The sequence below is a fragment of the Lysinibacillus sp. RS11 genome, assembly GCF_042019215.1.
GTDB classification, from domain to species: domain Bacteria; phylum Bacillota; class Bacilli; order Bacillales_A; family Planococcaceae; genus Lysinibacillus; species Lysinibacillus xylanilyticus_A.
This window is the reverse complement of sequence record NZ_CP168124.1, coordinates 373,056-394,093: the sequence shown is the minus strand read 5'-3', so window position 1 is coordinate 394,093 and position 21,038 is coordinate 373,056. Positions and strand designations below refer to the sequence as shown.

The 21,038-nt window shown below is 38.6% G+C and carries 18 protein-coding genes and 1 riboswitch; of the genes, 6 read left to right on the top strand and 12 right to left on the bottom strand.

The window, feature by feature from the left end:
* Positions 1 to 16 precede the first annotated feature (16 nt).
* Complete coding sequence (locus tag AB9L17_RS02050; protein ID WP_068985124.1) at positions 17 to 1,498, bottom strand: aldehyde dehydrogenase family protein; 1,482 nt, start codon at positions 1,496 to 1,498, stop codon at positions 17 to 19.
* 414 nt (positions 1,499 to 1,912) lie between these two features.
* On the opposite strand from AB9L17_RS02050, the gene AB9L17_RS02045 reads away from it, so the two are divergent.
* The gene (locus AB9L17_RS02045; RefSeq protein WP_068985123.1) at positions 1,913 to 2,713 is read left to right on the top strand and encodes a TIGR00266 family protein; all 801 of its coding nucleotides are present in this window, start codon (positions 1,913 to 1,915) and stop codon (positions 2,711 to 2,713) included.
* Positions 2,714 to 2,874: 161 nt separating this feature from the next.
* Here AB9L17_RS02045 and AB9L17_RS02040 read toward each other — a convergent pair whose 3' ends face one another.
* The 3 genes from AB9L17_RS02040 to AB9L17_RS02030 all read right to left on the bottom strand — a co-directional run bounded on the left by AB9L17_RS02040 (position 2,875) and on the right by AB9L17_RS02030 (position 6,714).
* Positions 2,875 to 3,837, bottom strand: coding sequence for a 2-hydroxyacid dehydrogenase (locus tag AB9L17_RS02040; protein ID WP_068985122.1), 963 nt, complete (start codon positions 3,835 to 3,837; stop codon positions 2,875 to 2,877).
* A 794-nt stretch (positions 3,838 to 4,631) separates the two neighbouring features.
* On the bottom strand, positions 4,632 to 5,465 hold the full coding sequence (locus tag AB9L17_RS02035) for an undecaprenyl-diphosphate phosphatase (protein ID WP_068985121.1): 834 nt from the start codon (positions 5,463 to 5,465) through the stop codon (positions 4,632 to 4,634).
* Between the two features lie 169 nt (positions 5,466 to 5,634).
* Positions 5,635 to 6,714, bottom strand: coding sequence for a metallophosphoesterase (locus tag AB9L17_RS02030; RefSeq protein ID WP_375199972.1), 1,080 nt, complete (start codon positions 6,712 to 6,714; stop codon positions 5,635 to 5,637).
* Positions 6,715 to 6,975: 261 nt separating this feature from the next.
* Between AB9L17_RS02030 and AB9L17_RS02025 the strand changes: the two genes are divergently transcribed.
* Both AB9L17_RS02025 and AB9L17_RS02020 read left to right on the top strand, forming a co-directional pair.
* Positions 6,976 to 7,251: a hypothetical protein gene (locus AB9L17_RS02025; protein WP_375199971.1), complete on the top strand. Its 276-nt coding sequence runs from the start codon at positions 6,976 to 6,978 to the stop codon at positions 7,249 to 7,251.
* A gap of 109 nt (positions 7,252 to 7,360) precedes the next feature.
* Positions 7,361 to 8,509, top strand: a complete 1,149-nt coding sequence (locus tag AB9L17_RS02020; RefSeq protein ID WP_375199970.1) for an acyl-CoA dehydrogenase family protein — start codon at positions 7,361 to 7,363, stop codon at positions 8,507 to 8,509.
* 369 nt (positions 8,510 to 8,878) lie between these two features.
* Here AB9L17_RS02020 and AB9L17_RS02015 read toward each other — a convergent pair whose 3' ends face one another.
* The 4 genes from AB9L17_RS02015 to AB9L17_RS02000 all read right to left on the bottom strand — a co-directional run bounded on the left by AB9L17_RS02015 (position 8,879) and on the right by AB9L17_RS02000 (position 12,978).
* Positions 8,879 to 11,071: a sensor histidine kinase gene (locus AB9L17_RS02015; protein ID WP_375199969.1), complete on the bottom strand. Its 2,193-nt coding sequence runs from the start codon at positions 11,069 to 11,071 to the stop codon at positions 8,879 to 8,881.
* A 15-nt stretch (positions 11,072 to 11,086) separates the two neighbouring features.
* Entirely contained in the window at positions 11,087 to 11,242 is a 156-nt protein-coding gene (locus tag AB9L17_RS02010; protein ID WP_375199968.1) for a hypothetical protein, read from the bottom strand.
* Entirely contained in the window at positions 11,220 to 11,912 is a 693-nt protein-coding gene (locus tag AB9L17_RS02005) for a response regulator transcription factor (protein WP_068985117.1), read from the bottom strand. Before AB9L17_RS02005 ends, AB9L17_RS02010 begins: the two co-directional genes overlap by 23 nt.
* 211 nt (positions 11,913 to 12,123) lie before the next feature.
* Entirely contained in the window at positions 12,124 to 12,978 is an 855-nt protein-coding gene (locus tag AB9L17_RS02000; protein WP_068985116.1) for a DMT family transporter, read from the bottom strand.
* A gap of 156 nt (positions 12,979 to 13,134) precedes the next feature.
* Here AB9L17_RS02000 and AB9L17_RS01995 point away from each other — a divergent pair, with 156 nt between their 5' ends.
* On the top strand, positions 13,135 to 13,365 hold the full coding sequence (locus tag AB9L17_RS01995; protein WP_068985115.1) for an excisionase: 231 nt from the start codon (positions 13,135 to 13,137) through the stop codon (positions 13,363 to 13,365).
* Positions 13,366 to 13,459: 94 nt separating this feature from the next.
* Here the strand turns inward: AB9L17_RS01995 and AB9L17_RS01990 are convergent, their stop codons facing one another.
* From AB9L17_RS01990 to AB9L17_RS01980, 3 genes are all read right to left on the bottom strand, one after another.
* Positions 13,460 to 14,446: a homoserine dehydrogenase gene (locus AB9L17_RS01990; protein WP_223554528.1), complete on the bottom strand. Its 987-nt coding sequence runs from the start codon at positions 14,444 to 14,446 to the stop codon at positions 13,460 to 13,462.
* 631 nt (positions 14,447 to 15,077) lie between these two features.
* Positions 15,078 to 15,464, bottom strand: a complete 387-nt coding sequence (locus AB9L17_RS01985) for a hypothetical protein (RefSeq protein WP_068985113.1) — start codon at positions 15,462 to 15,464, stop codon at positions 15,078 to 15,080.
* A gap of 317 nt (positions 15,465 to 15,781) precedes the next feature.
* Entirely contained in the window at positions 15,782 to 17,083 is a 1,302-nt protein-coding gene (locus AB9L17_RS01980; protein WP_223554532.1) for an O-acetylhomoserine aminocarboxypropyltransferase/cysteine synthase family protein, read from the bottom strand.
* A gap of 116 nt (positions 17,084 to 17,199) precedes the next feature.
* A riboswitch (SAM riboswitch) is annotated at positions 17,200 to 17,313 on the bottom strand.
* 155 nt (positions 17,314 to 17,468) lie between these two features.
* On the opposite strand from AB9L17_RS01980, the gene AB9L17_RS01975 reads away from it, so the two are divergent.
* Positions 17,469 to 18,113, top strand: coding sequence for a glycerol-3-phosphate acyltransferase (locus AB9L17_RS01975; protein ID WP_223554534.1), 645 nt, complete (start codon positions 17,469 to 17,471; stop codon positions 18,111 to 18,113).
* Positions 18,114 to 18,325: 212 nt separating this feature from the next.
* Here the strand turns inward: AB9L17_RS01975 and AB9L17_RS01970 are convergent, their stop codons facing one another.
* Positions 18,326 to 19,846 carry a succinate CoA transferase gene (locus tag AB9L17_RS01970; RefSeq protein ID WP_068985110.1) on the bottom strand — a complete coding sequence of 507 codons (1,521 nt, stop codon included), beginning with the start codon at positions 19,844 to 19,846 and terminating at the stop codon, positions 18,326 to 18,328.
* A gap of 285 nt (positions 19,847 to 20,131) precedes the next feature.
* On the opposite strand from AB9L17_RS01970, the gene chrR reads away from it, so the two are divergent.
* Positions 20,132 to 20,863 carry a class II chromate reductase ChrR gene (gene chrR, locus AB9L17_RS01965; protein WP_223554536.1) on the top strand — a complete coding sequence of 244 codons (732 nt, stop codon included), beginning with the start codon at positions 20,132 to 20,134 and terminating at the stop codon, positions 20,861 to 20,863.
* Positions 20,864 to 21,038: the final 175 nt, after the last annotated feature.

Below are 21,038 nucleotides of genomic sequence, written 5' to 3'. Positions count from 1 at the left end.
CCCTTTCATTGATCTGTTATTCTGTATCGATTTGTGCTCTTTGTAATTTACCGCTATAGTCTACATAAATGCTTTTCCATTCTGTATAAACATCCAAAGCAGCAACACCTGAATCACGGTGACCATTCCCCGTACCCTTTGTGCCACCAAATGGTAAATGGATTTCAGCACCCGTTGTGCCTGCATTCACATAAACAATACCTGTATCTAAATCTCGTTGTGCGCGGAAAATCGTATTAACATTTTGTGAGAAAATTGAACTTGATAAGCCAAACTTTACGCCATTGTTTACTTCGATTGCTTCATCCAAACTTGCTACTTCAATTAGCGAAACGACCGGACCAAAGATTTCTTCCTGTGCAATAATCATGTCAGGCTTCACATTAGTAAATAGCGTAGGCTCATAATAAAACCCTTTATCATAAGGAGGCTCAGATAAAATTCTACCTCCAGCTAATAATGTCGCGCCTTCCTGTTTGCCGATTTGCACATAGTGATTAATTTTTTCCAATGCGGCTTTATTAATTACAGGTCCGATTTTTACACCTTCATCTAGGCCGTCTCCAATTGTTAGCTTTCGCATTTCTTCCAATAGACGTTTTTCTAATTCCTCTCTTACATCTTTATGCACGATAACACGACTACATGCCGTACACCTTTGACCAGCAGTGCCAAATGCACTCCATAAGATTCCTTCAGTAGCTAGCTGTAAATCCGCATCATCCATAACGATGACTGCATTTTTTCCACCCATCTCCAATGAAACCTTTTTCAAATGTTTACCACCTAGCTCTGCCACCTTACTGCCTGTTGTTGTAGAGCCGGTAAATGAAATGACCTTGACGTCAGGATGTTCAATTAATGCAGCTCCTACTGTCGGACCTGTACCAAAGACAATATTTGCTACTCCGCCTGGTAAGCCCACCTCTTCAAAAATTTTACCCATTTCATACGCCATCATTGGTGTCTCATTAGAAGGCTTCCAAATAAACGTATTACCCGCAACAATTGCAGGGAACGACTTCCATGTAGCAATGGCAACTGGGAAATTCCACGGAGTTATTAAACCAACAACTCCAATAGGTGCCCGTACACTCATAGCAAATTTATTGGCAAGCTCAGACGGTGTTGTTTCCCCAAACAACCTACGCCCCTCACCAGCCATATAATAAGCCATATCGATCCCTTCTTGTACTTCACCTCTAGCTTCTTCGATGACCTTCCCCATTTCTTTTGTTAAAACGGTCGCCAAATGCTCCTTCTTCTCTTTCATTTTTTGACCGATGGCATATAAATAGTCAGCACGTCTAGGCGCAGGTACTAATGCCCAGCTTTTTTGTACTTGCTTCGCAACTGCTACCGCTTCATCTACCTCACTTGCCGTAGAACGCGGTATTGTAGCCAGCTGCTCCCCATTTGCAGGGTTGGTCACTACTATACTTTGTAAATGTGAATGTGATGTTACCCATTCACCACCGATATAGTTTTTGATTTCCACTACAAACACCCCCTGAAATATCTATGATGCCTCTGCTCCGTCGTTACCAGCCGCATCGCTTCGGACAGATATCATCTATTACAGAATTAAATGTGTCAAAATTCCGAATTTTCAACAAATGATAATCTATAAAGCTATACTTTCAGCTTAACAACATCGATGAAAATCGCCAGAGGCTTTATTTTCTTTTAGCTAAACATAGATGAAGAGTCACTGATGGAATTCTTTTGTGAGCACTGGATATCAATCACAAAAATTTTAGCTAAACGAAAATAAAATACACATTCTAGTTTTTTATATTCGACATTTCCTATCTTAATCCCTTTTTTTCTAAATTAATTAATTATACATTGAAACTAATGTGACTTATAATCGTATATATAACAAAATTACTTTTTTTGGAGGAATCCTATTATGAATAATCATGAAATTGACTACAAATTATATGGCGATGATATGCAATACGTGCAGGTTGAGCTTGATCCACAGGAAACAGTGGTAGCTGAAGCTGGTGCTTTAATGATGATGGATGATTCTATCCATATGGAAACAATCTTTGGTGACGGTTCAAGAGGAAGCCAAGAAAATGGCCTTATGGGAAAATTATTCGGAGCTGGAAAACGCCTAATTACAGGTGAAAGTTTATTTATGACGACATTTACAAACGTTGGTTCAGGTAAACGTCATGTGTATTTTGCTTCTCCATACCCTGGTAAGATTATACCAATGGATTTAAGTCAATTAAACGGCAAAATTATTTGTCAAAAAGATGCGTTTTTAGCTGCCGCAAAAGGAGTTTCAGTTGGTGTTGAATTCCAGAAAAAAATCGGTGCAGGGTTCTTCGGTGGTGAAGGCTTCATTATGCAAAAGCTAGAAGGAGATGGTATGGCTTTTGTTCATGCAGGTGGAGCAATTCACGAAAAAACGCTACAACCTGGTGAAGTATTACGTGTGGATACAGGTTGCTTAGTTGCTATGACATCCGATGTAGATTACAATATCGAAATGGTTGGGGGCGTAAAAACTGCTCTATTCGGTGGTGAAGGTATCTTCTTCGCGACTTTAAAGGGGCCAGGTAAAGTATGGATTCAATCATTACCATTTAGCCGTTTAGCAAGCCGCGTCTTCGCTGCAGCACCAATTTCACAAGGCGGTGGCGGTCAATCTAGAGGTGAAGGCGGCATCGGCGGTTTATTTGATATGTTTAATAAATAATAGACGCATTAGCCCTATTTTTAAAAGGAGCACATCTTTTTTCGATGTGCTCCTTTTCTTATAGATGAATAAAACAATTGAATTCCCCGTTTTTCGGTACTTCTATCGTTACGTTTCCCCTTACGCTTTGTTAAAAAAAGCACCCTCCATCTTCTGTGTCATCAATCTATTCGATTCGATGGAGCCTTGCCCTGTCCAAATGCAGTAAGAGCCTTAACGTTCAGCATCAGCATAGCCGTTCTAGTCTGAAGCGAGGCACTACCGATATGCGGAAGCGCTAAAACATTTGGAAGCGTCAATAATGGGTGATCCAACGCAATCGGTTCATGTTCAAACACATCTAGACCTGCTGCCCACAGCTTACCACTTTTCAAAGTTTCATAAAGTGCCTTCTCATCAATAATGCCACCACGTGATGCATTGATTAACACCGCGTCATCCTTCATTAAAGCAAGTTCCTCTGCTCCTATAAGTCCTACCGTATCATTATTATACGGCGTCATAATCACAACAAAATCCGATTGCTGTAAAAGATCCTCCAACGACACATACTGAAATCCATACATTTCTTCAGCCTCATGGCGACGTCTACGATTGTTATATAAAATTTTCATATCAAACCCTTTTGCTCGTCTTGCAACAGCCTGTCCAATACGCCCCATGCCAATAATTCCTATAGTAGCTCCTGACACATCTTTACCTACTAATTGCATTGGATACCAGCTTTTCCATTTACCTTCGCGTAAATATCGTTCGCTTTCTGGTATTCTACGAGCAGTCGCAAGCAATAATCCCATTACAAAATCAGCAGTGGTATTTGTTAAAACTCCTGGAGTATTTGTTGCCATTATTCCGCGCTTACGCAAAGCTTTAATATCAATATTATTAAATCCAACCGCTAAATTGGTCACCAGTTTTAAATTGGGTGCGTGTAATAATAACTCTTCATCGACTTGATCAGCAAGCGTCACCCACAATGCATCACAATCCGCGACAGCTGCCAGTAGTTTTTCTCGCGGTATAACAATTTCCTCTTCCTCCCATTGATCGATATCATAATACTCTTTTAATGGCTCAATTATATGCGTTGGGAACTTACGTGTAATAAATAATTTCTTTTTCATATTCCGAACACCCCTCTATTTAATTCGCCTATAGCGTAACACTTAGAACGCGCATTTTCTAGGAATTTCTTATCTTTACTTGTACAATAACTCATACTTTCTATCACTCTACATACTTCATTCGTCTATTTGTTGTTTTATCCTTCTATTAAGCGACTTTATCCTATTTATATTAAATAATAGAAACTGGACTTATCCCCATAACGTGTGGTTGATTTCCGTTCCGACTGGGCGCTTTGTTGCCGCTGACGCTTCGCTTTCGCGCAGATAAAACATTTGCCGCTGACGCTTCGCTTTCGCACAGAGCAAAGCTTCCTGGGGGCGTCCGATGAGCCGTTTCGCTTCGCTCCAGGGTCTCGGGCCAACAGATGTTTTTTGCGCGAAAGCGTAGTGCTAACGCAGCGGCAGTGGCACGATGTTTTTTGCGCGAAAGCGTAGTGCTAACTTAGCGGCAGCATCATGATGTTTTTTGCGCGAAAGCGTAGTGCTAACGTAGCGGCAGCATCATGATGTTGGTCACGAGGGCGTTATCACAGGGCATGATGGTTTTAGCCTTCGTTCCTCTATCGTTAATCCCCAAGGAGTCGCCCAGTCTCCGCTCATACGTTTAAATAAATGTCACACACAACTTTTAATGATGAGTCATGAAAACACCAAAATAAACAGAAAATAGAAAATTTCAGTTATTCTCCTACCTTCTTTCGTTAAATTTCAAGTTGGTAGTCTTATTGCCCGTTAATGTGGGATAAACTAAAAAAGCCACTCAACCTTTAACAGAAGAGTGACTTTCTAATTTACATAAAGATAATAAAAGCCAATACAGCAGCTAGTACTAAACGATAAATAGCAAATGGCATTAATTTCACTTTTGAAACAAGTGCAACGAAGAATTTAATAGACAGTAATGCAAAAATAAATGAACTAATGAAGCCCACTGCATAGAATCCAAAATAATCCATAGATAGCGTATCCCAGTTTTTCAATACAGATACTAGACTAGCACCTGCCATAATTGGTACTGCCATAATGAAAGTAAAATCTGCCGCTACACGATAACTCATACCAAATAGTACACCACCAGAGATTGTTGCACCCGAACGAGAAAACCCTGGCCAAAGTGATAAACATTGTACTAAACCTACTTTAAATGCTAAACCATAAGAAATCTTATCTAGCGAATCCACTTTTGGTTTTTTCGGTGCAAATTTATCTGCAATAATCATTAAAATTGCCCCTGCTATTAAAGCATAAATTACATGTTCTACTTTAAATAAATGATCATCGATAAAGTCTTTAAATGCAAAACCTAATACAGTTGCTGGCAACATGCCCACAATAACATGCATTAAGTTGAAGCGACCTTTCATCGAAGTAGATTGTCCCTCGATTTTATATAGCCCTACTAAGCTCAACATTCGTTTCCACATCACAACGACTACGGCTAATATAGAACCTAGTTGAACAACAATTTTAAATGTATTAGCGGGATACATCCCTAAAAACTCCTCTGTCTTTAGCCACATATCGTCCACAATAATCATATGACCTGTCGATGACACTGGTGCAAACTCTGTCAACCCTTCGACCATACCTAAAATTAACGCCTTTAATAACTCTATGATATCCACATCTTCACCTTACCTTTTATTAATTAAATATCCACATATAATAAAATACTCTTTTTCATGTACATTGGCTATAGTCTTCAGCTGTGAGTAGACAACATTAACACAAAAATATAATTATAGCTGTTTAACATCGAACAGTCTAAACACTAGCTTCTGCCGCCTTTATGATTTAATGGAAATTGATATCTACCACCCATAATTCTGAACGGCTGCCTATTCGCATCGGAGGACCCCAAAAGCCAAAACCTGATGAAACAAGTGTATGCATTTTCCCCTTCATCTTATAATCATAATCGAGCTCAAATACACGAGCCGTTATATACTGATTAGGCCATAGTTGACCTTTATGCGTATGCCCTGACATATGAAAGTCTACACCCATTTTTGCAGGTGTATTTATATTATTTGGGGTATGATTCATTACAAACCAAGGCAAGTCATCTGTTAACTTCAATGCATCTAGTTGCTTTCTATCCTTGTTTGTCCTATCCTCTTGACCCGTTAATAGTAACGCATTATCGATTCTAATAGTTTCGTCCCTCAAAATTTTCACATTTGCGTTTTCCATCTCTTCAACAAATTCAGGAATTTTCTTGCCGTAATATTCGTGATTACCAAGTACACCATATACTCCGTATGTAGAAGTTAGCTTCTTCATCACATCTGCCATTCCTTCTTGAACAAACCATTTAGGATCATCATCCACAATATCCCCAACTAAAAAGACGATATCAGGCTTTGCTTCATTCGATAAAGTAACAAAGCGCTGTAAATGTTTTTTGTGTGATAGAACACCTAAATGAAAATCTGATGCTACTACAACTCTCAATGACTCTAACTTACTACTTTTTTTATCCATCGTTATTTCTAAATGACGGACTACAGGAGAATACGCCAAATAGGAGCCTACAACACTTAGTACAAACAACATAGCAATTGCTATACTACCAATTATCTGTACATTTTTAAAGGGACTTGACCAAATAATCAAGTGTGCTGCCATACAAAGCAATAACCCGTATTCAAAAATAAACATCCAGTAATTACTAATAATCGAAAACACTCGTAAAGACTCATGCAGTCTGCCAATAATAATACTAAATGCAATGATATATAGCACTAACCAATATAAAATTGGATAACGGAACCATTCCATTGCCACAAGCCATTGCCTTAATCCCCACCCTAAGTAAAAAGTTAATGCACTATATATACTTATTAAAAGAATTCCACCAATTACTTTAGGCATATTTTAGTCCTCCACTTTTATATTTTCTTAGTCGATTATAGCATTATACTTACTATTTATATTTGCTCTAAGTACTTTCACTATTCGTCTTTAGAAAGTAAGGGAAAAAGGACTACCAATTGGCACCTTATATCAAGTGTACATCTTCCTGGGAATTCAATCGTATGATTTACATGACAATCCCTAATAGGAAAGTGACAATTTCGTAATTTAAGCGATTACTTACCACTTTCGCTATTAGAGTGGAGGCTGGGCGGCTCCTTGGGGAACAGCGATAGAGGAACGAAGGCTAAGAGCATCACGTCCTGTAATAACGCCTTCGTGACCAACATCGATGCTGTTGCCGCTGCCGCTTTGTTAGCACTACGCTTTCGCGCAAAAAACATTTGTGGCCCAGGCGGCTCATCGGACTCACCCAGGAAGCTCTGCTCTGTGCGAAAGCGTAGCGACAGCAACAATGTTTATCTGCGCGAAAGCGAAGCGTCAGCGGCAACAAAGCGCACATCCGGAACGGAAGTCAACCCTACATCATGGTAATGATCCCCACTTTTTGATTAATACTCTTTAACTTCGCCCATTTTTCCAGTAACATTATAAATAGTAAGAAAATTTACACATTTACGAGTGAAAAAGGGGTGCTGTTCCAATGACAAGATACAAATTCGAATCAACAGAGCATGAGTTATTTCGTAAAACTTTACGTAAGTTTTTAGCAGAAGAAGCTGAACCACACTATCCACAATGGGAGAAAGATCATCTTATTCCACTTGATTTTTGGCGTAAGCTCGGAGAAATGGGCTATCTATGTCCCCAAGTAGAAGAACAATATGGCGGTCTCGGGCTCGATTTTAGCTTCGGCGTTACTATTCAAGAAGAGCTAGAGCGAGTAGGTTCAAGTCTTATTGGCGTTGGTTTGCATAACGATATCGTCGTGCCCTATATTGAGGCATATGGCTCAAATGAGCAAAAATCACGCTGGCTACCTAAATGTGTTACAGGTGAATATATTACAGCGATTGCTATGACAGAGCCAGGCGCAGGTTCAGATTTAGCAAACCTCCAAACAACTGCCATTCGTGATGGCGATCATTACATCGTCAACGGACAAAAAACATTTATTACAAATGGTATTCATACAAACTTGGCGGTTGTGGCTGTCAAAACAAACCCTCAGGCAGAAAAAAAACATCGTGGCATTAGCCTTCTTGTCATAGAGGACGGGACACCTGGCTTCACGAAAGGCCGCAAGCTCGAAAAAGTCGGAATGCATGCACAGGACACAGCTGAGCTATATTTCGAGGATTGTCGAATACCTGTAGAAAATCTTCTCGGTGAAGAAGGTAAAGGCTTTATCTATATGATGGAAAAGTTGCAGCAAGAGCGTTTAGCAGTGGCCATTGCTGCACAAACGGCTGCTGAGGATATGCTAGCCTTAACGATTGATTATGTAAAATCACGCGAAGCTTTTGGTAAGTCAATTAGTGATTTCCAAAACACACAATTTAAAATAGCGGAAATGGCAACAAAAATTGAGCTTGGCAAATCTTTTTTAGAATCTTTAATAGAAGAGCATATTGCAGGAAATGATGTTGTAACAAAAGTATCAATGGCAAAATACTGGATAACAGAAAATGCACGTGAACTTGCTATCCAATGTATGCAGTTACATGGTGGCTACGGTTATATGGAAGAATATAAGATTGCTAGAAGATATCGAGATATTCCTGTCATGTCTATTTATGCCGGTACCAACGAAGTTATGAAAGTAATTATTGCCAAGAATTTAGGGTTATAACTAAGAAAAACTACTATTCTAATGAAATTAAGGTGTGATATTGAAAATTGTAAGGCTCTTCGGTACAACGAGTAGCCTAAGTGACGAAATGAAGGGCCGGAACGACGGATAGAAGTGCTTAAGCCACGGGATGAAATGCCGGAACGACGGATAGAAGGGTCCAAGTGACGGATAGAAACGTCAAAATCGTGGATAGAACAGCAAAAATCGTGGATAGAAACGTCCAAGTCGCGGATGGTCCCACTAAAGCGACTGAATAAAGGGCCAAAATGACGGATGGAAATTCACAACATTCAAAAGGATTTCCTCACATATTTTATTTTTCACCATAAGGAAAACAGCGGCAAAATGTTTGCCGCTGTTTTTTGTCTATGCAACTGGAATTCGGACGATTACCTTAAATAAATCTCCGTCTATTTCTATACTCATACGAGCACCATGTAAATCTACGATGGATTGCGCTATGGCTAAGCCGAGCCCTGAGCCCTCTGTATGACGTGAAGCATCTGCTCGTTTAAAGCGTTCAAATAATTCTTCGGCATCCTCGCTAATTTCATATTTGGCGACATTCTTTACCGTGAATTCCGCATCGCCCTCAGGCGTATGTTTTAATGTAACATAGACACGTGTGCCTTCTAATGCATATTTCAATACATTGACAATTAAATTATCAATTAGTCTCCACCATTTTTGACCATCTACATATGCGTAGATTGGCTCATGTGGTTTTGTCATACGTAAATCTAAACGCGCCTTGGCTAAATCTTCCTCATGCTCCCCTACGGCCTGCTGCACCAGCTGATTTAAATCAACTCGGCTACGATGAAGCTCAATATTGCCACTCGCCATTTTTGATACTTCAAAAAGATCCTCTATTAATACCTTCAAACGCTCTGATTTCTTATCAAGAATATGAATATATTGCTTACGCTCTTCCTCTGAAATATTAGGATTTTTCAGTAAATCAGTGTACGTAATAATCGACGTTAACGGTGTACGTAAATCATGACTAACATTCGTAATTAACTCTGTTTTTAATCGCTCACTTTTTGCCTGCTCATGCATGGACGTGCGTACGCCTTCTCTTAAATGATTAAGATTTTCTGCATGCCCTGCAAGCGGTGATTTGCCCATTACCTTCACATCACGATTTAAACGTCCTTCCGCCATGTCTTTTGTATCCTTCATAATTCGGTTTAAATAGCCCATTCTAGAAAGGAAGACAATCATGGCTGGTATACCGATCATTGCGCAGATGACAAATACAAAGAAGGGAAAACCGCCACCTCTTAACATTGTAGCAACAAGACTTCCACCACCGAAAAACGCTGCTCCGATCATCACAATGGAATGCAATGCAATGGAACGATTTATAAATAAATCTGTAATTGATTCTCCTAGTGACCATAGATAGCTAGCTTTTAAATTCTCTTCTAATTTCCGTGCTGTATTCACTCGATCATACAACCAAATTAACTGAACAAAGAATGCTATCGCGATAATCAATAAGACGCCTGCTTCAAATAGTATATCCAAGATAAAGCGTACATAATTGTATTGATAGTGCAATTCAATTGATTCCATAACAATATGTGATGTAAACCAATACATAGAACCAGTTATGAACAATAAACCAATTTGGAAATCAATTTTTAGCTTTGTAAGAGCTTCTTTTTCCTTTATACCTAGTACCATTTGCAGTACTTTTTTACGCCCTTTCCATGCAAAAATAGCCGCTACAATACTCGTTAACCATATAAAGAAGAATATGTATTGATTGCGCTTAAAATGGTCATAATCCCCCATCACAGCTGCAAATTGTGCTGATTTTTTAGAAAGTGTAATGGTACCAGTGTAATCAGAAGTTTCCGTAATACTCTCTGTATCCATATGGACATCAGTTTGATAAAAAACATGGCTTAAATTACCACTGATATTCGAAGTAGTTAATGGATGCTGCTCAGTGTACTCTATTTTATAAGCGCTACTGTCAGAAACATCGCCTGAACGATACGTTTTGCCTGTTTCAGTGTTCGTTAATTCATAAGACCAGTAATTATTATTTTTCACAAAATTCTTTGCTTCATCTTGTGCTGCCTTTATATATTGATCAATGAGTGCTTCCTTATCAGCAAGAATTTTCTTACGAACATGCTCATCATCCTCAAAGTTTGCCGTAATATCTTTAATTTTCTCATCTCGCTCTTTCTCAAGCTTTGTTTTTAAGTCCGTTGCATTTACATTAGCAGCTTCTTGAATACGTTCCTCATATTGAGCTTTAATATTATCTATCTGGCTTCCTAATGTTCCATAGCGATTACGATGCTCTTCAACTTCATTTTGCGTAACCACTATTTTACTTTTTAAATCCTTAGCAACTGGTAAATTTAATACTAATGGTCCTAACTCCGACTGAAAATTATCAAGTTCGTGCTGGAAATCATCGGATTGGAAGTAGGACTTTCCAATATATTGATACCCAATATTGGAGAACGTAAATATACCGAAAATCACCCAGATTAAACATATAAGAGCGAAAAGAGGTTTCCAATTTTTCAACATACTAATAACTCCTCTCTATAAAATTTTCTTAAGTAATTGTAATACCTCCGAAGAGCGGGCATTTACTAGCTGATACGCAAACACACCGAAATAAATCAGCCCAATAACCCCTGCTACAAACCCTGTAATCGTAATATACTGCTCTATTTTATTTCTCCATTTTATAGCCAACGCCCCACACCACCTTTAAATAACGTGGATTTTTCGGATCTGCTTCGATTTTCTCACGTATTTTTCGAATGTGTACTGCCACAATATTTTCTGCATTGTAGGCTTCCTCATTCCATACACGCTCATAAATCTCTCTAATTGAAAATACACGCCCTGCATTTTTCATTAATAATTCCGTAATTTTATATTCGATTGGTGTTAATCGAACAGGTTCCCCTTCTAAAATGACTTCCTTGGCGTCTTCATCTAATACAAGTCCGTCGATTTCCACCTTTGCTGCTTCGTCATTGTACGTCCCAAGTTGTACATATCGTCGCAGCTGTGATTTTACCCGAGCCAACAGCTCTAATGGATGAAACGGTTTTGTGACGTAATCATCGGCACCTACAGACAAGCCATGAATTTTGTCGCCATCCTCTGCCTTCGCACTAAGCATAATAATGGGAATATTGCGCGCTTCTCTAATCTTAAATGTCGCTGTAATTCCGTCCATATTTGGCATCATAATATCTAAAATAATTAAATGTACTTCATTGTTTTCTAGCTTTTCAAGTGCCTCTAAGCCGTCAGCAGCTTTAATGACATTGTAGCCTTCATTTTTCAAATAAATTTCAATACCATCACGAATATCTTGATCATCGTCCGTTACAAGAACTGTTAGTTTCGTCATGATATGCACCTCGCTCTCAAATAATAGTGTACCTGTTAAATCTTAAAAACCAGTTATTATAAAAATGAAGAAATTCTTAAGGTTTTAATGAATCCTATCAAATGTATTAGTTAACACCATTTGGCTCATCACCATAACGTGGGGTTGATTTCCGTTTCGACTGGGTGCTTTTTCTAGGGGCACGCATACAAAAATAGTGTAAGACTTGTTCTCAAATCTTTTTTCGTCCTCCGAATGTCAGTACAACAATGCCACCTAATAACATTGCTACACCAATCCAGGAAGTCACACTTAAATATTCTCCGACTAAAAAGACCCCAAGTATAGCTGCTGTCAACGGCTCTGCTAGTGATAGTGTTACAGCCGTCGATGAAGTAATTTTCTGAAGACCTTTTAAAAACAATAAATAGGCTATGCTTGTACACATTATTCCCATGAACAGCATCGTCCATAGATTGTGTGCGACAGCTAACCAGCTAAAACCACTACTGATTGAGAAAGGAAGCAAAAATAACGCACAAATTGAAAATGTCATCGCTACTGCTGGAAGTGCCTCCTCTTGTGTCATAAGCTTTTTACTAATATTTGTGTACATGGCGAAGGAGAAACCTGCCCAAAGAGCTAGTCCGATCCCTCCCATATGAACAGCCCCTTCCCCATTATTAACGAATAATAAAATGCAGCCGAGTATTGCCATAATTGTTGCTATGCCCCACACCTTTGTCGGTCGAGTTTTCCATAGTATCCATTCTAAAACGCCTGAAAACATAGGAGCACTGCCAATCGTTGCAACTGTTCCAATAGCTACACCTGTTAGACGTATTGATGTGAAAAAAAGACCTTGGAATAACGCAATGCTCGCAGCAGCTAAAATTGTCCATTTCCACGACCATTTACGAAAGTTAATTTTACGTAGCAAAATGACCATAGCTAATAATAGTCCGCCACCAATTGCAGAGCGAGCTGTTGCTACCGCTATCGGGGATACTCCATCATCTAAGAATGTTTGTGCGGTTCCTGTCATCCCCCACAATATTGCCGCTAGTAGTACGAAAAATGGATACATCCTTTTTTGCCCCCTTTGACCTTACCACTCATTAACATTAATAATACAGATTTATCCAAAATCAAACAATTAACATATTTCTTTTTCTTACATTAGCCACAGTATGCTTTCTTTGCAAGGGACGTTATAATATAAACAACAAAAGGAGCGAAAATTATGTATAAAACCATTGAAGAAACAGCTATAGATCTTAGTATGCCTGAGGATCAAGTACTGCGTTTGGTCTATGAGGGACGCATCCGTTCTGTTTATGATGGAGATCAAATACTGATTAATAGCGGGCAATTCAGTACTTATTTTAATCAACTAGAACTGATAAAGGAGGAAATCGAAATTTGGCGTAATACACCCATTCCAGAGGATATTGATGTTAAAGATGAGGATTAAAAAATGCCTAGCATTCAAACAATTTGATATTGTGAATGTTAGGCATTTATATTATTTTAGTTAAAATCAGGCGGACACAGTTAACTCTTGCCCGTTATATTGTTACGACAAACCCAGCTCGTTTACCAATAATTTCTGCATAATCCTCAACCATTACACTAGCTGTTGGATACATACCTGCGCCAGGCCCTACTAATGTTAATGTGCCAATATAATTTGTATCCAACGCTACAGCATTATTCACGTCATCCACCGGATAAAGTGGATGTTCTTTATCAACTAATTGTGGGCCAACCTTTGCTACTACTGTACCATCCGCCAACTTCTCAACCTCTGCAACATGACGATAGCGTAAGCCTTTTTCACACGCTTCTTTCACTTGCTCGGCTGAAATGCTATCAATCCCGATCACTTCTACATCAGCCCAATCTGGCTGCTCTCCAAATGCTAGTGCGCTTAAAATCATTAATTTCTTAAAGGCATCCTGGCCTGAGATATCATTATATGGATCTGCCTCTGCATACCCTAAATTTTGCGCCTCTTTTAAAGCTGTTTCGAACGACCAGCCCTGTGCACGCATTTTTGTTAGAATATAATTGCATGTGCCATTTAAAACTCCTTGAATACGACTAACATCATTGACTAGTAAAATATTTTTCATCGTTTTAATAACAGGCACACCACCAGCTGTTGTTGCCTCAAAGCCGACAAATACACCATTCTCTTTTGCAAGATCCTGTAGCTCTAAGCCTCTTTTCGCGAACATCACTTTGTTAGCTGTAATGACATGGCATTTATGCTCTACAGCACGTTTTAAATAAGTAAATGCTGGCTCCTCATTGACAATCGCTTCAAATACAACCTGTATACCTGGCTCTGCTAAAACGTCATCCATACTAGTTGTCATTAAATGCGCTGTGCCTGGTACACGTTCACGGCTAGCATCTGTCACTAAAATTTTTGCTACTTCTAACTCAATTCCTAATTTATGTTTAAGCTCTTCACGCTTTTCGTTTAATATATGGTAAATTCCTTGACCTACCGTTCCAAATCCTAGGATCGCTGCCTTTATAGTTGCCATTCTTGTTATTCCCTCCAACTTACATTCCGCAGTTTCATTAAATTTAATTACGCCTTAGCTTAATTCGTACAGATTTTGAATTGTGCGCAGACTGTACATCGTAGGCCAGTTTGCAATGTTTCTAACTTCAGTTCAGCAGATTTAGAGTCATGGCATTTCGCTCTCGCCATTTGCGAAAGTCTTCTTTAACTATCATTTCACTTTCGCTACACAAACCCTTTACTGAATGTAGATAATAAATCTGTGCAACACACACAAATTCAAATAATTCAAAATTCAACTTAGAAAAATTGTAACGCAAATACATACAATGCACAAGAAAAATCTTTCTAGAGAGGACATTTGTTTTCTCTAGACGTGCAGAAGAAATCGGTTTCATTCCCTTTATTATACGTTTCTTTAGTTGTTCTATAATATTTGAACAAATATTGACGGTTTTTTCTAAAGAAAACGAAAGTCTTTCTTCTATTATATATGTATGCTTAAACGTTCATAAAAATTGTTCCTTTAAAAGATACCAATAAAAAAATTTTTCAGGTCAGTTAATCTATCTCTCTCCCACTTATCAAATCTAATTAAAAAGCTCATTCCCTGTAGCAGCAGAGAATGAGCCGAAATATATGAGGGAGAATTAACTAGCTTCTGATAGCATTTGATAACGATATGTTGATAAAGTCTGTTGTACAAGTTCAATTTCTTCTTGTGTAAAGTTTGGTATTGCATACGTACGTTCAACTAATTGGAATGTACCGTATTTTAAGTAATACTCTGTCGCAGGTACAGGAATGTGACTTGCACCATATATTTCATATGCTTCGAAGACCTCTTCTACTATATAGCCTTCCTCTTTAGCATAAACGAATTCATTAAAAGCAGAATGTCCAAATGTCTGTATCCATTTGTTTTCAACTGACGCAAGTATGTTTTGAATGGCCATGTTGTTCACAAACACATGATTTTCATTTAGTTCATAAATAAGATAAGATGCCATGTTTTGCGCACTATAAACATTTCCCATTTAAAACACTCCTTTATCATCAGTTTTTAGATCAGAGTAGCTACTGGCTACGCAAATATTCAAAAGTGGAGAATACTTATGAAAAACAATTTTGTTCTAGGTTGGTAGCCTTTCGAACGCTTAAGTTATTCCCTAGTATAATACAAGGATTTAAATAAGTCAATAATACTTATATAAATACTAGGAATTATTTGTACATACTTTCGGATTACTTACCGAATGGGGTAAGTGGTTGATGCAGCAACGTTTTACGTATTACCGAATGAGGCCCATCAAATGAGACAATACGTAAACGCTACAACATTAGCCAATTTTTATTAAGCCTCTATTGTTTGTTGAGAAGCTGTTACTTGTTCAATAGCTTGTTCTAAATCTGCAATGATATCCTCTACTGCCTCTAAACCGATTGATAGGCGAATGAGCGACTCGGTTACACCAGTTTGGATTAACTCTTCAGCTGATAGTTGCTGATGTGTAGTAGATGCTGGATGGATAATTAATGATTTGGCATCCCCTACATTTGCTACGTGCGAGAATAATTTCACACTATCAATTAGTTTACGCCCTGCTTCACGTCCACCTTTAATACCGAATGTAAGCACTGAACCGAAGCCATTTCTCAAATATTTTTTTGCTAAATCATGAGTAGGGAAATCTTCTAAGCCATTGTAATTTACATATTCCACAGATGGGTGGTTACGTAAATATTCAGCTACTGCCAATGCATTTTCATTGTGTTTAGGAATACGCAAATGAAGCGTTTCTAACCCTTGTAATAAATTAAATGCTGCATCTGCACTTAACGTTGGTCCAAAGTCGCGTAGCAATTGTACACGCAGTTTTGTGGCAAATGCAGCCTCTGCTGTGTCAATACCATAACGCAAACCGTGATAAGAAGCATCTGGCTCAGTAAAGCCTGGGAAACGCCCACGAGTCCAATCAAACTTTCCTGCATCTACTACAACGCCACCTAAAGTTGTACCATGTCCGCCAATCCATTTTGTTGCAGAATGAACGACGATATCTGCACCGAAGTCAATTGGTGTAGAGCCATATGGTGAAGCAAATGTACTATCGATAATTAATGGCAAGCCGTTTTCATGTGCAATATTCGCTACCGCTTCAATATCTAGCACTTTTAAACTTGGGTTACCATAAATTTCAGCGAACACCACTTTTGTTTTATCAGTAATCGCTGCTTGGAAATTTTCAGGGTTTGTTTCGTCTACAAAAATTGTTTTAATACCGTAGTTTGGTAGTGTATTGGCAAATAAATTATAAGTACCTCCATATAAAGAACTCGCCGCGACAATTTCATCACCTGCACCCGCAAGATTTAAAATGGAAAATGCGATAGCTGCTGCACCAGATGAAAGTGCTACTGCTGCTGTACCGCCCTCTAATAAAGCGACGCGTTTTTCAAAAACATCTACAGTTGGGTTTGTAATACGAGTGTAAATATTGCCAGCTTCCTCTAAGGCAAAAAGACGTTGCGCATGAGCAGTGTCTTTAAAAACGAAAGCCGTTGAGCGATATACGGGTACTGTGCGAGATCCTGTTACAGGGTCTGGCTCTTGGCCCCCGTGTAACAGCAATGTTTCTGGTTTAAAATTTGTCATTGTATACCTCCAAATGGTTATTTTTTTACGATGGCACCGGAGATGAGGAGGATTTTTCAGTAGAAAACAAAAACCCTCTTCAGCTAAGAAGAGGGTTGCGGTTGCAAGTTTTCCTCCCCTTATCTGCCAGATCCAAGTAAGAATCTGTAGGAATTAGCACCTTAGCAAGTTCGTCACTTACTGGTTGCCGGGCATCATAGGGCCTATCCCTCCGCCGCTCTTGATAAGAGTATGAGATTCAATTTCCATCGTTGTTACACAGTATAAACATAGACTTTTTTTCTGTCAACACTAAAATTTTATTTTTTCCGAAACTTCTGTCTGCTTCTGAACGTATTACGAACGCATACACTATTTTAGTATTTATTTAGAAAGGAGGAGTTTTATGGTAAAAGCCGTTATTATTTTTCTACTTGTTGGTTATTTAATTGGCTGTATTCACGGCTCTAAAGTCGCCCAGTTCTTATCCGGGGTCGATCTAAAAAAGGCTGGTCATGGAAATGCTGGTGCTTCCAATGCAACACTTTCCCTTGGATGGAAATACGGCGTATTAGTCGCCCTTATCGATATCGGTAAAGGTGTAGCAGCTATTATAGGTGCCCATTTCTATCTAGCAGATGCAACAAATTTAACAGAAATACAAGTTTGGCTCTTAACCTATATCATAGCTGCCGGTGTCATCCTAGGTCACAATTTTCCATTTCATATGGGCTTCAATGGCGGCAAAGGAACTGCATCAATCATAGGGATCCTACTAGCAGTTGATTGGGAGATTGGTTTATTTGCACTCATTTTATTTGTTATTTTATCTTTCGCGACGAATTATTTAATTGTCGGTGTACTTGAATTTTATCTTGTTTTTTGTACAGCAACATATTTATGGATTCCTGGAGTAGGTCCAACGATTATAGCCCTACTACTTTTTGCAATAGCAATCATTTTGCATATTGAAAATATAAAGAGATTAATTCAGGGAACTGAGCCTAAAGTGACTTCTGCATTTAAGAAAAAGAAAAAACAAGTGTGTTGATTAACCATTTTTATCCATCCCGATTAGAAGGCTTTGATTTCCGCTACGGGCTGGGTCTTAAACGATCACTTTGCCGGCTCTCCTGATTACTTCGGGGCCCCACCCGATCACTCAGAGACCTTGCTTGTCCCTAGCTTTTCGCGCAATACTTCTTAACAACTAAAAGCCTTGAAGGAACAAGTCAACTGTCCTTCAAGGCTTTCTTCATTTTATTATTTCGATAATGCAGGGTCCTTCATCGTCCCGTTTTTTGCGTAATTGACATGCCATGAAAGTGCTTTTTCTAGATTGTGTGGCGTATGGTGCCCACCTGTTGCTTCGTTAGCATCGTTAAAATACTTCCGTAATTGCTCACGATATTCCGGATGTGCACAGTTATCGATAATGAGTGCAACCCGTTCTTTTGGTGCAAGCCCTCGCAAATCTGCTACTCCCTGCTCTGTTACGATTACGTCTACATCATGCTCCGTATGGTCCACATGCGATACCATTGGGACGATACTAGAAATATTTCCGCCTTTCGCATAAGATTTTGTGACGAAAATACCTAATCGTGCATTACGCGCAAAGTCTCCAGAACCGCCGATTCCATTCATCATCTTTGTGCCAGAAACATGCGTAGAATTCACATTCCCGTAAATATCTACTTCAAGCGCTGTATTAACAGAAATTAACCCGAGTCGGCGAATAATTTCTGGTTGGTTAGAAATTTCTTGCGGGCGTAATACTAATTTATCAGTATATTTTTCGAAATTACTATACACTCGGTTTCCAACTGCCTCGGAAAGAGTAATAGAAGTAGCAGATGCAAAGTTTACCTTACCTGCATCTATTAATTCAAATACCGCATCTTGTAGTACTTCCGAATATATTTCCAAGTTCTCAAACTCAGAGTCTTTAAAGCCAAATAATACAGCATTTGCTACTGAACCTACTCCTGATTGGATTGGTCGTAAACTATTCGTTAAACGGCCTACTTTAATTTCTTCACGTAGGAAGTTTAATAAATGATTGGCCATAATATCTGTTTCTTCATCAGCAGGAACGATTGTTGATGGTGCATCTAAAATATCTGAAATCACAATACCTTTTACTTTATCTAAGTCTAGTGGAATACCAATTGTGCCAAGTCGATCCGATACATCTTGTAATTGAATTGGATCACGTTTCCCCTGTGGTCCTGGCACAAAAATATCGTGCACACCCTCTAATGCATCAAGCTGAGCTATGTTCAACTCTATGATTATTTGGTTTGCCTCTTGCACAAAAATTGGAGAGTTACCAACTGAAGTTGTAGGAATTAGTAGGCCGTCTTCTGTAATAGCAGTCGCTTCAATAATTGCAAAATCAATAGGACCAATAATGCCTTGACGTACTAGTTCCGCATTATGTGACAGGTGCGCATCAACGAATGTGATTTCACCGCTGTTGATTTTATTACGAATACCGGCATCCGCTTGGAAAGGTCCGCGTTTGCGAATAACGCCAGCTTCTGCTAAGTATTGGTCAACTTCTGGCCCAAGCGATGCACCTGTATATACATCTACCTGGAAGCTCTCTTTTTTGGCTTTTTCCACAAGTGCCAGTGGGACCACTTTAACGTCACCAGCACGTGTAAATCCGCTCATCCCAAGTACCATACCATCCTCAATCCAAGATGCTGCTTCTTCTGCTGTTACAACCTTGCTCCGTAGCTGTTCATTACGAAGCTTTTTCGCTAACTTTTCTTCCATCCCTTATTCCTCCATCCCACTTTATTTTTGTTCAACTAGATTATTTAGCTCAATTTTTCCGGCATAAAAATCCATTTATTGGGGTATAAACCAAATAAACCGCCGCACAAACAATTCTATACTATTTAGAATTTTTAATCTATATTAACCAATATATTTAATTTTACGAGAAATTTAATGCATTTTAATACTATACAAAAATAATGGTAAGCTCGCATAAATTCGATTTATTTAAAAAAGCGTGATATGCTCTTGTTATATAAGGGGAAAAGGAGATTCTTTTAGATGGTTAAACAATTGTTACGTAACCACTCTTCGGTTCGTATTTATGATGGAAATCAAATTTCTAAAGAAATTATTGAAGAATTAATTGCTACTGCACAAATGGCTGCTACATCACATTTTGTACAAGCTTATAGTGTTATTTGGGTAACAGATGAAGAGAAAAAGGAAAAATTAGGTTTACTCTCTGGTAATCCTCGTCAATACGAAACTTCTGGCGGTGCCTTTGTCTTCTGTGTAGATTTCAAACGTCTTCAAATGGCAGGTAAATTAGAAGGTGTAGACATTGTAGCGGATTCAGCAGAAAATGTTCTTGTTGGTGTAGCTGATGTATCATTATTCGCTCAAAACTTTGTCATTGCGGCAGAATCTATGGGATATGGTATTTGTTATATTGGCGGCGTGCGTAATAAGCCTGAGGAAATAAGCGAATTATTCAATCTACCTGATTATGTATTCCCACTATTCGGCTTAACAATCGGAGTTCCTGCTCGTCGCAACGAAGTAAAACCTCGTTTACCAGTTGCAGCAGTATTACATGAAAATGAATACAATGCAGAAAAATACGAAGAGCTTTTACCTGCTTACAATGACACAATGGAAACATACTACAATAATCGCTCATCGAATCGAAAAATTGATAACTGGACAAAGCAAATGGCCGACTTTTTAATCGAACAGCGCCGTCCTCATATTACAGATTTTTTAGCGAAAAAAGGTTTCAATTGGAAATAACTTTATCAACAAGGTATGTGGCGTTACTATCGTATGATAGTAACGCCACTTTTTTTCATATTTAATTAAATTGTATTATATATACGTACTTATAAGCACATTTATAAGCTAACACACCCGTTGAAGTATTTATTTATAATTAGCCGACGGTAATGTTTCAGTAAAACAGAATGAA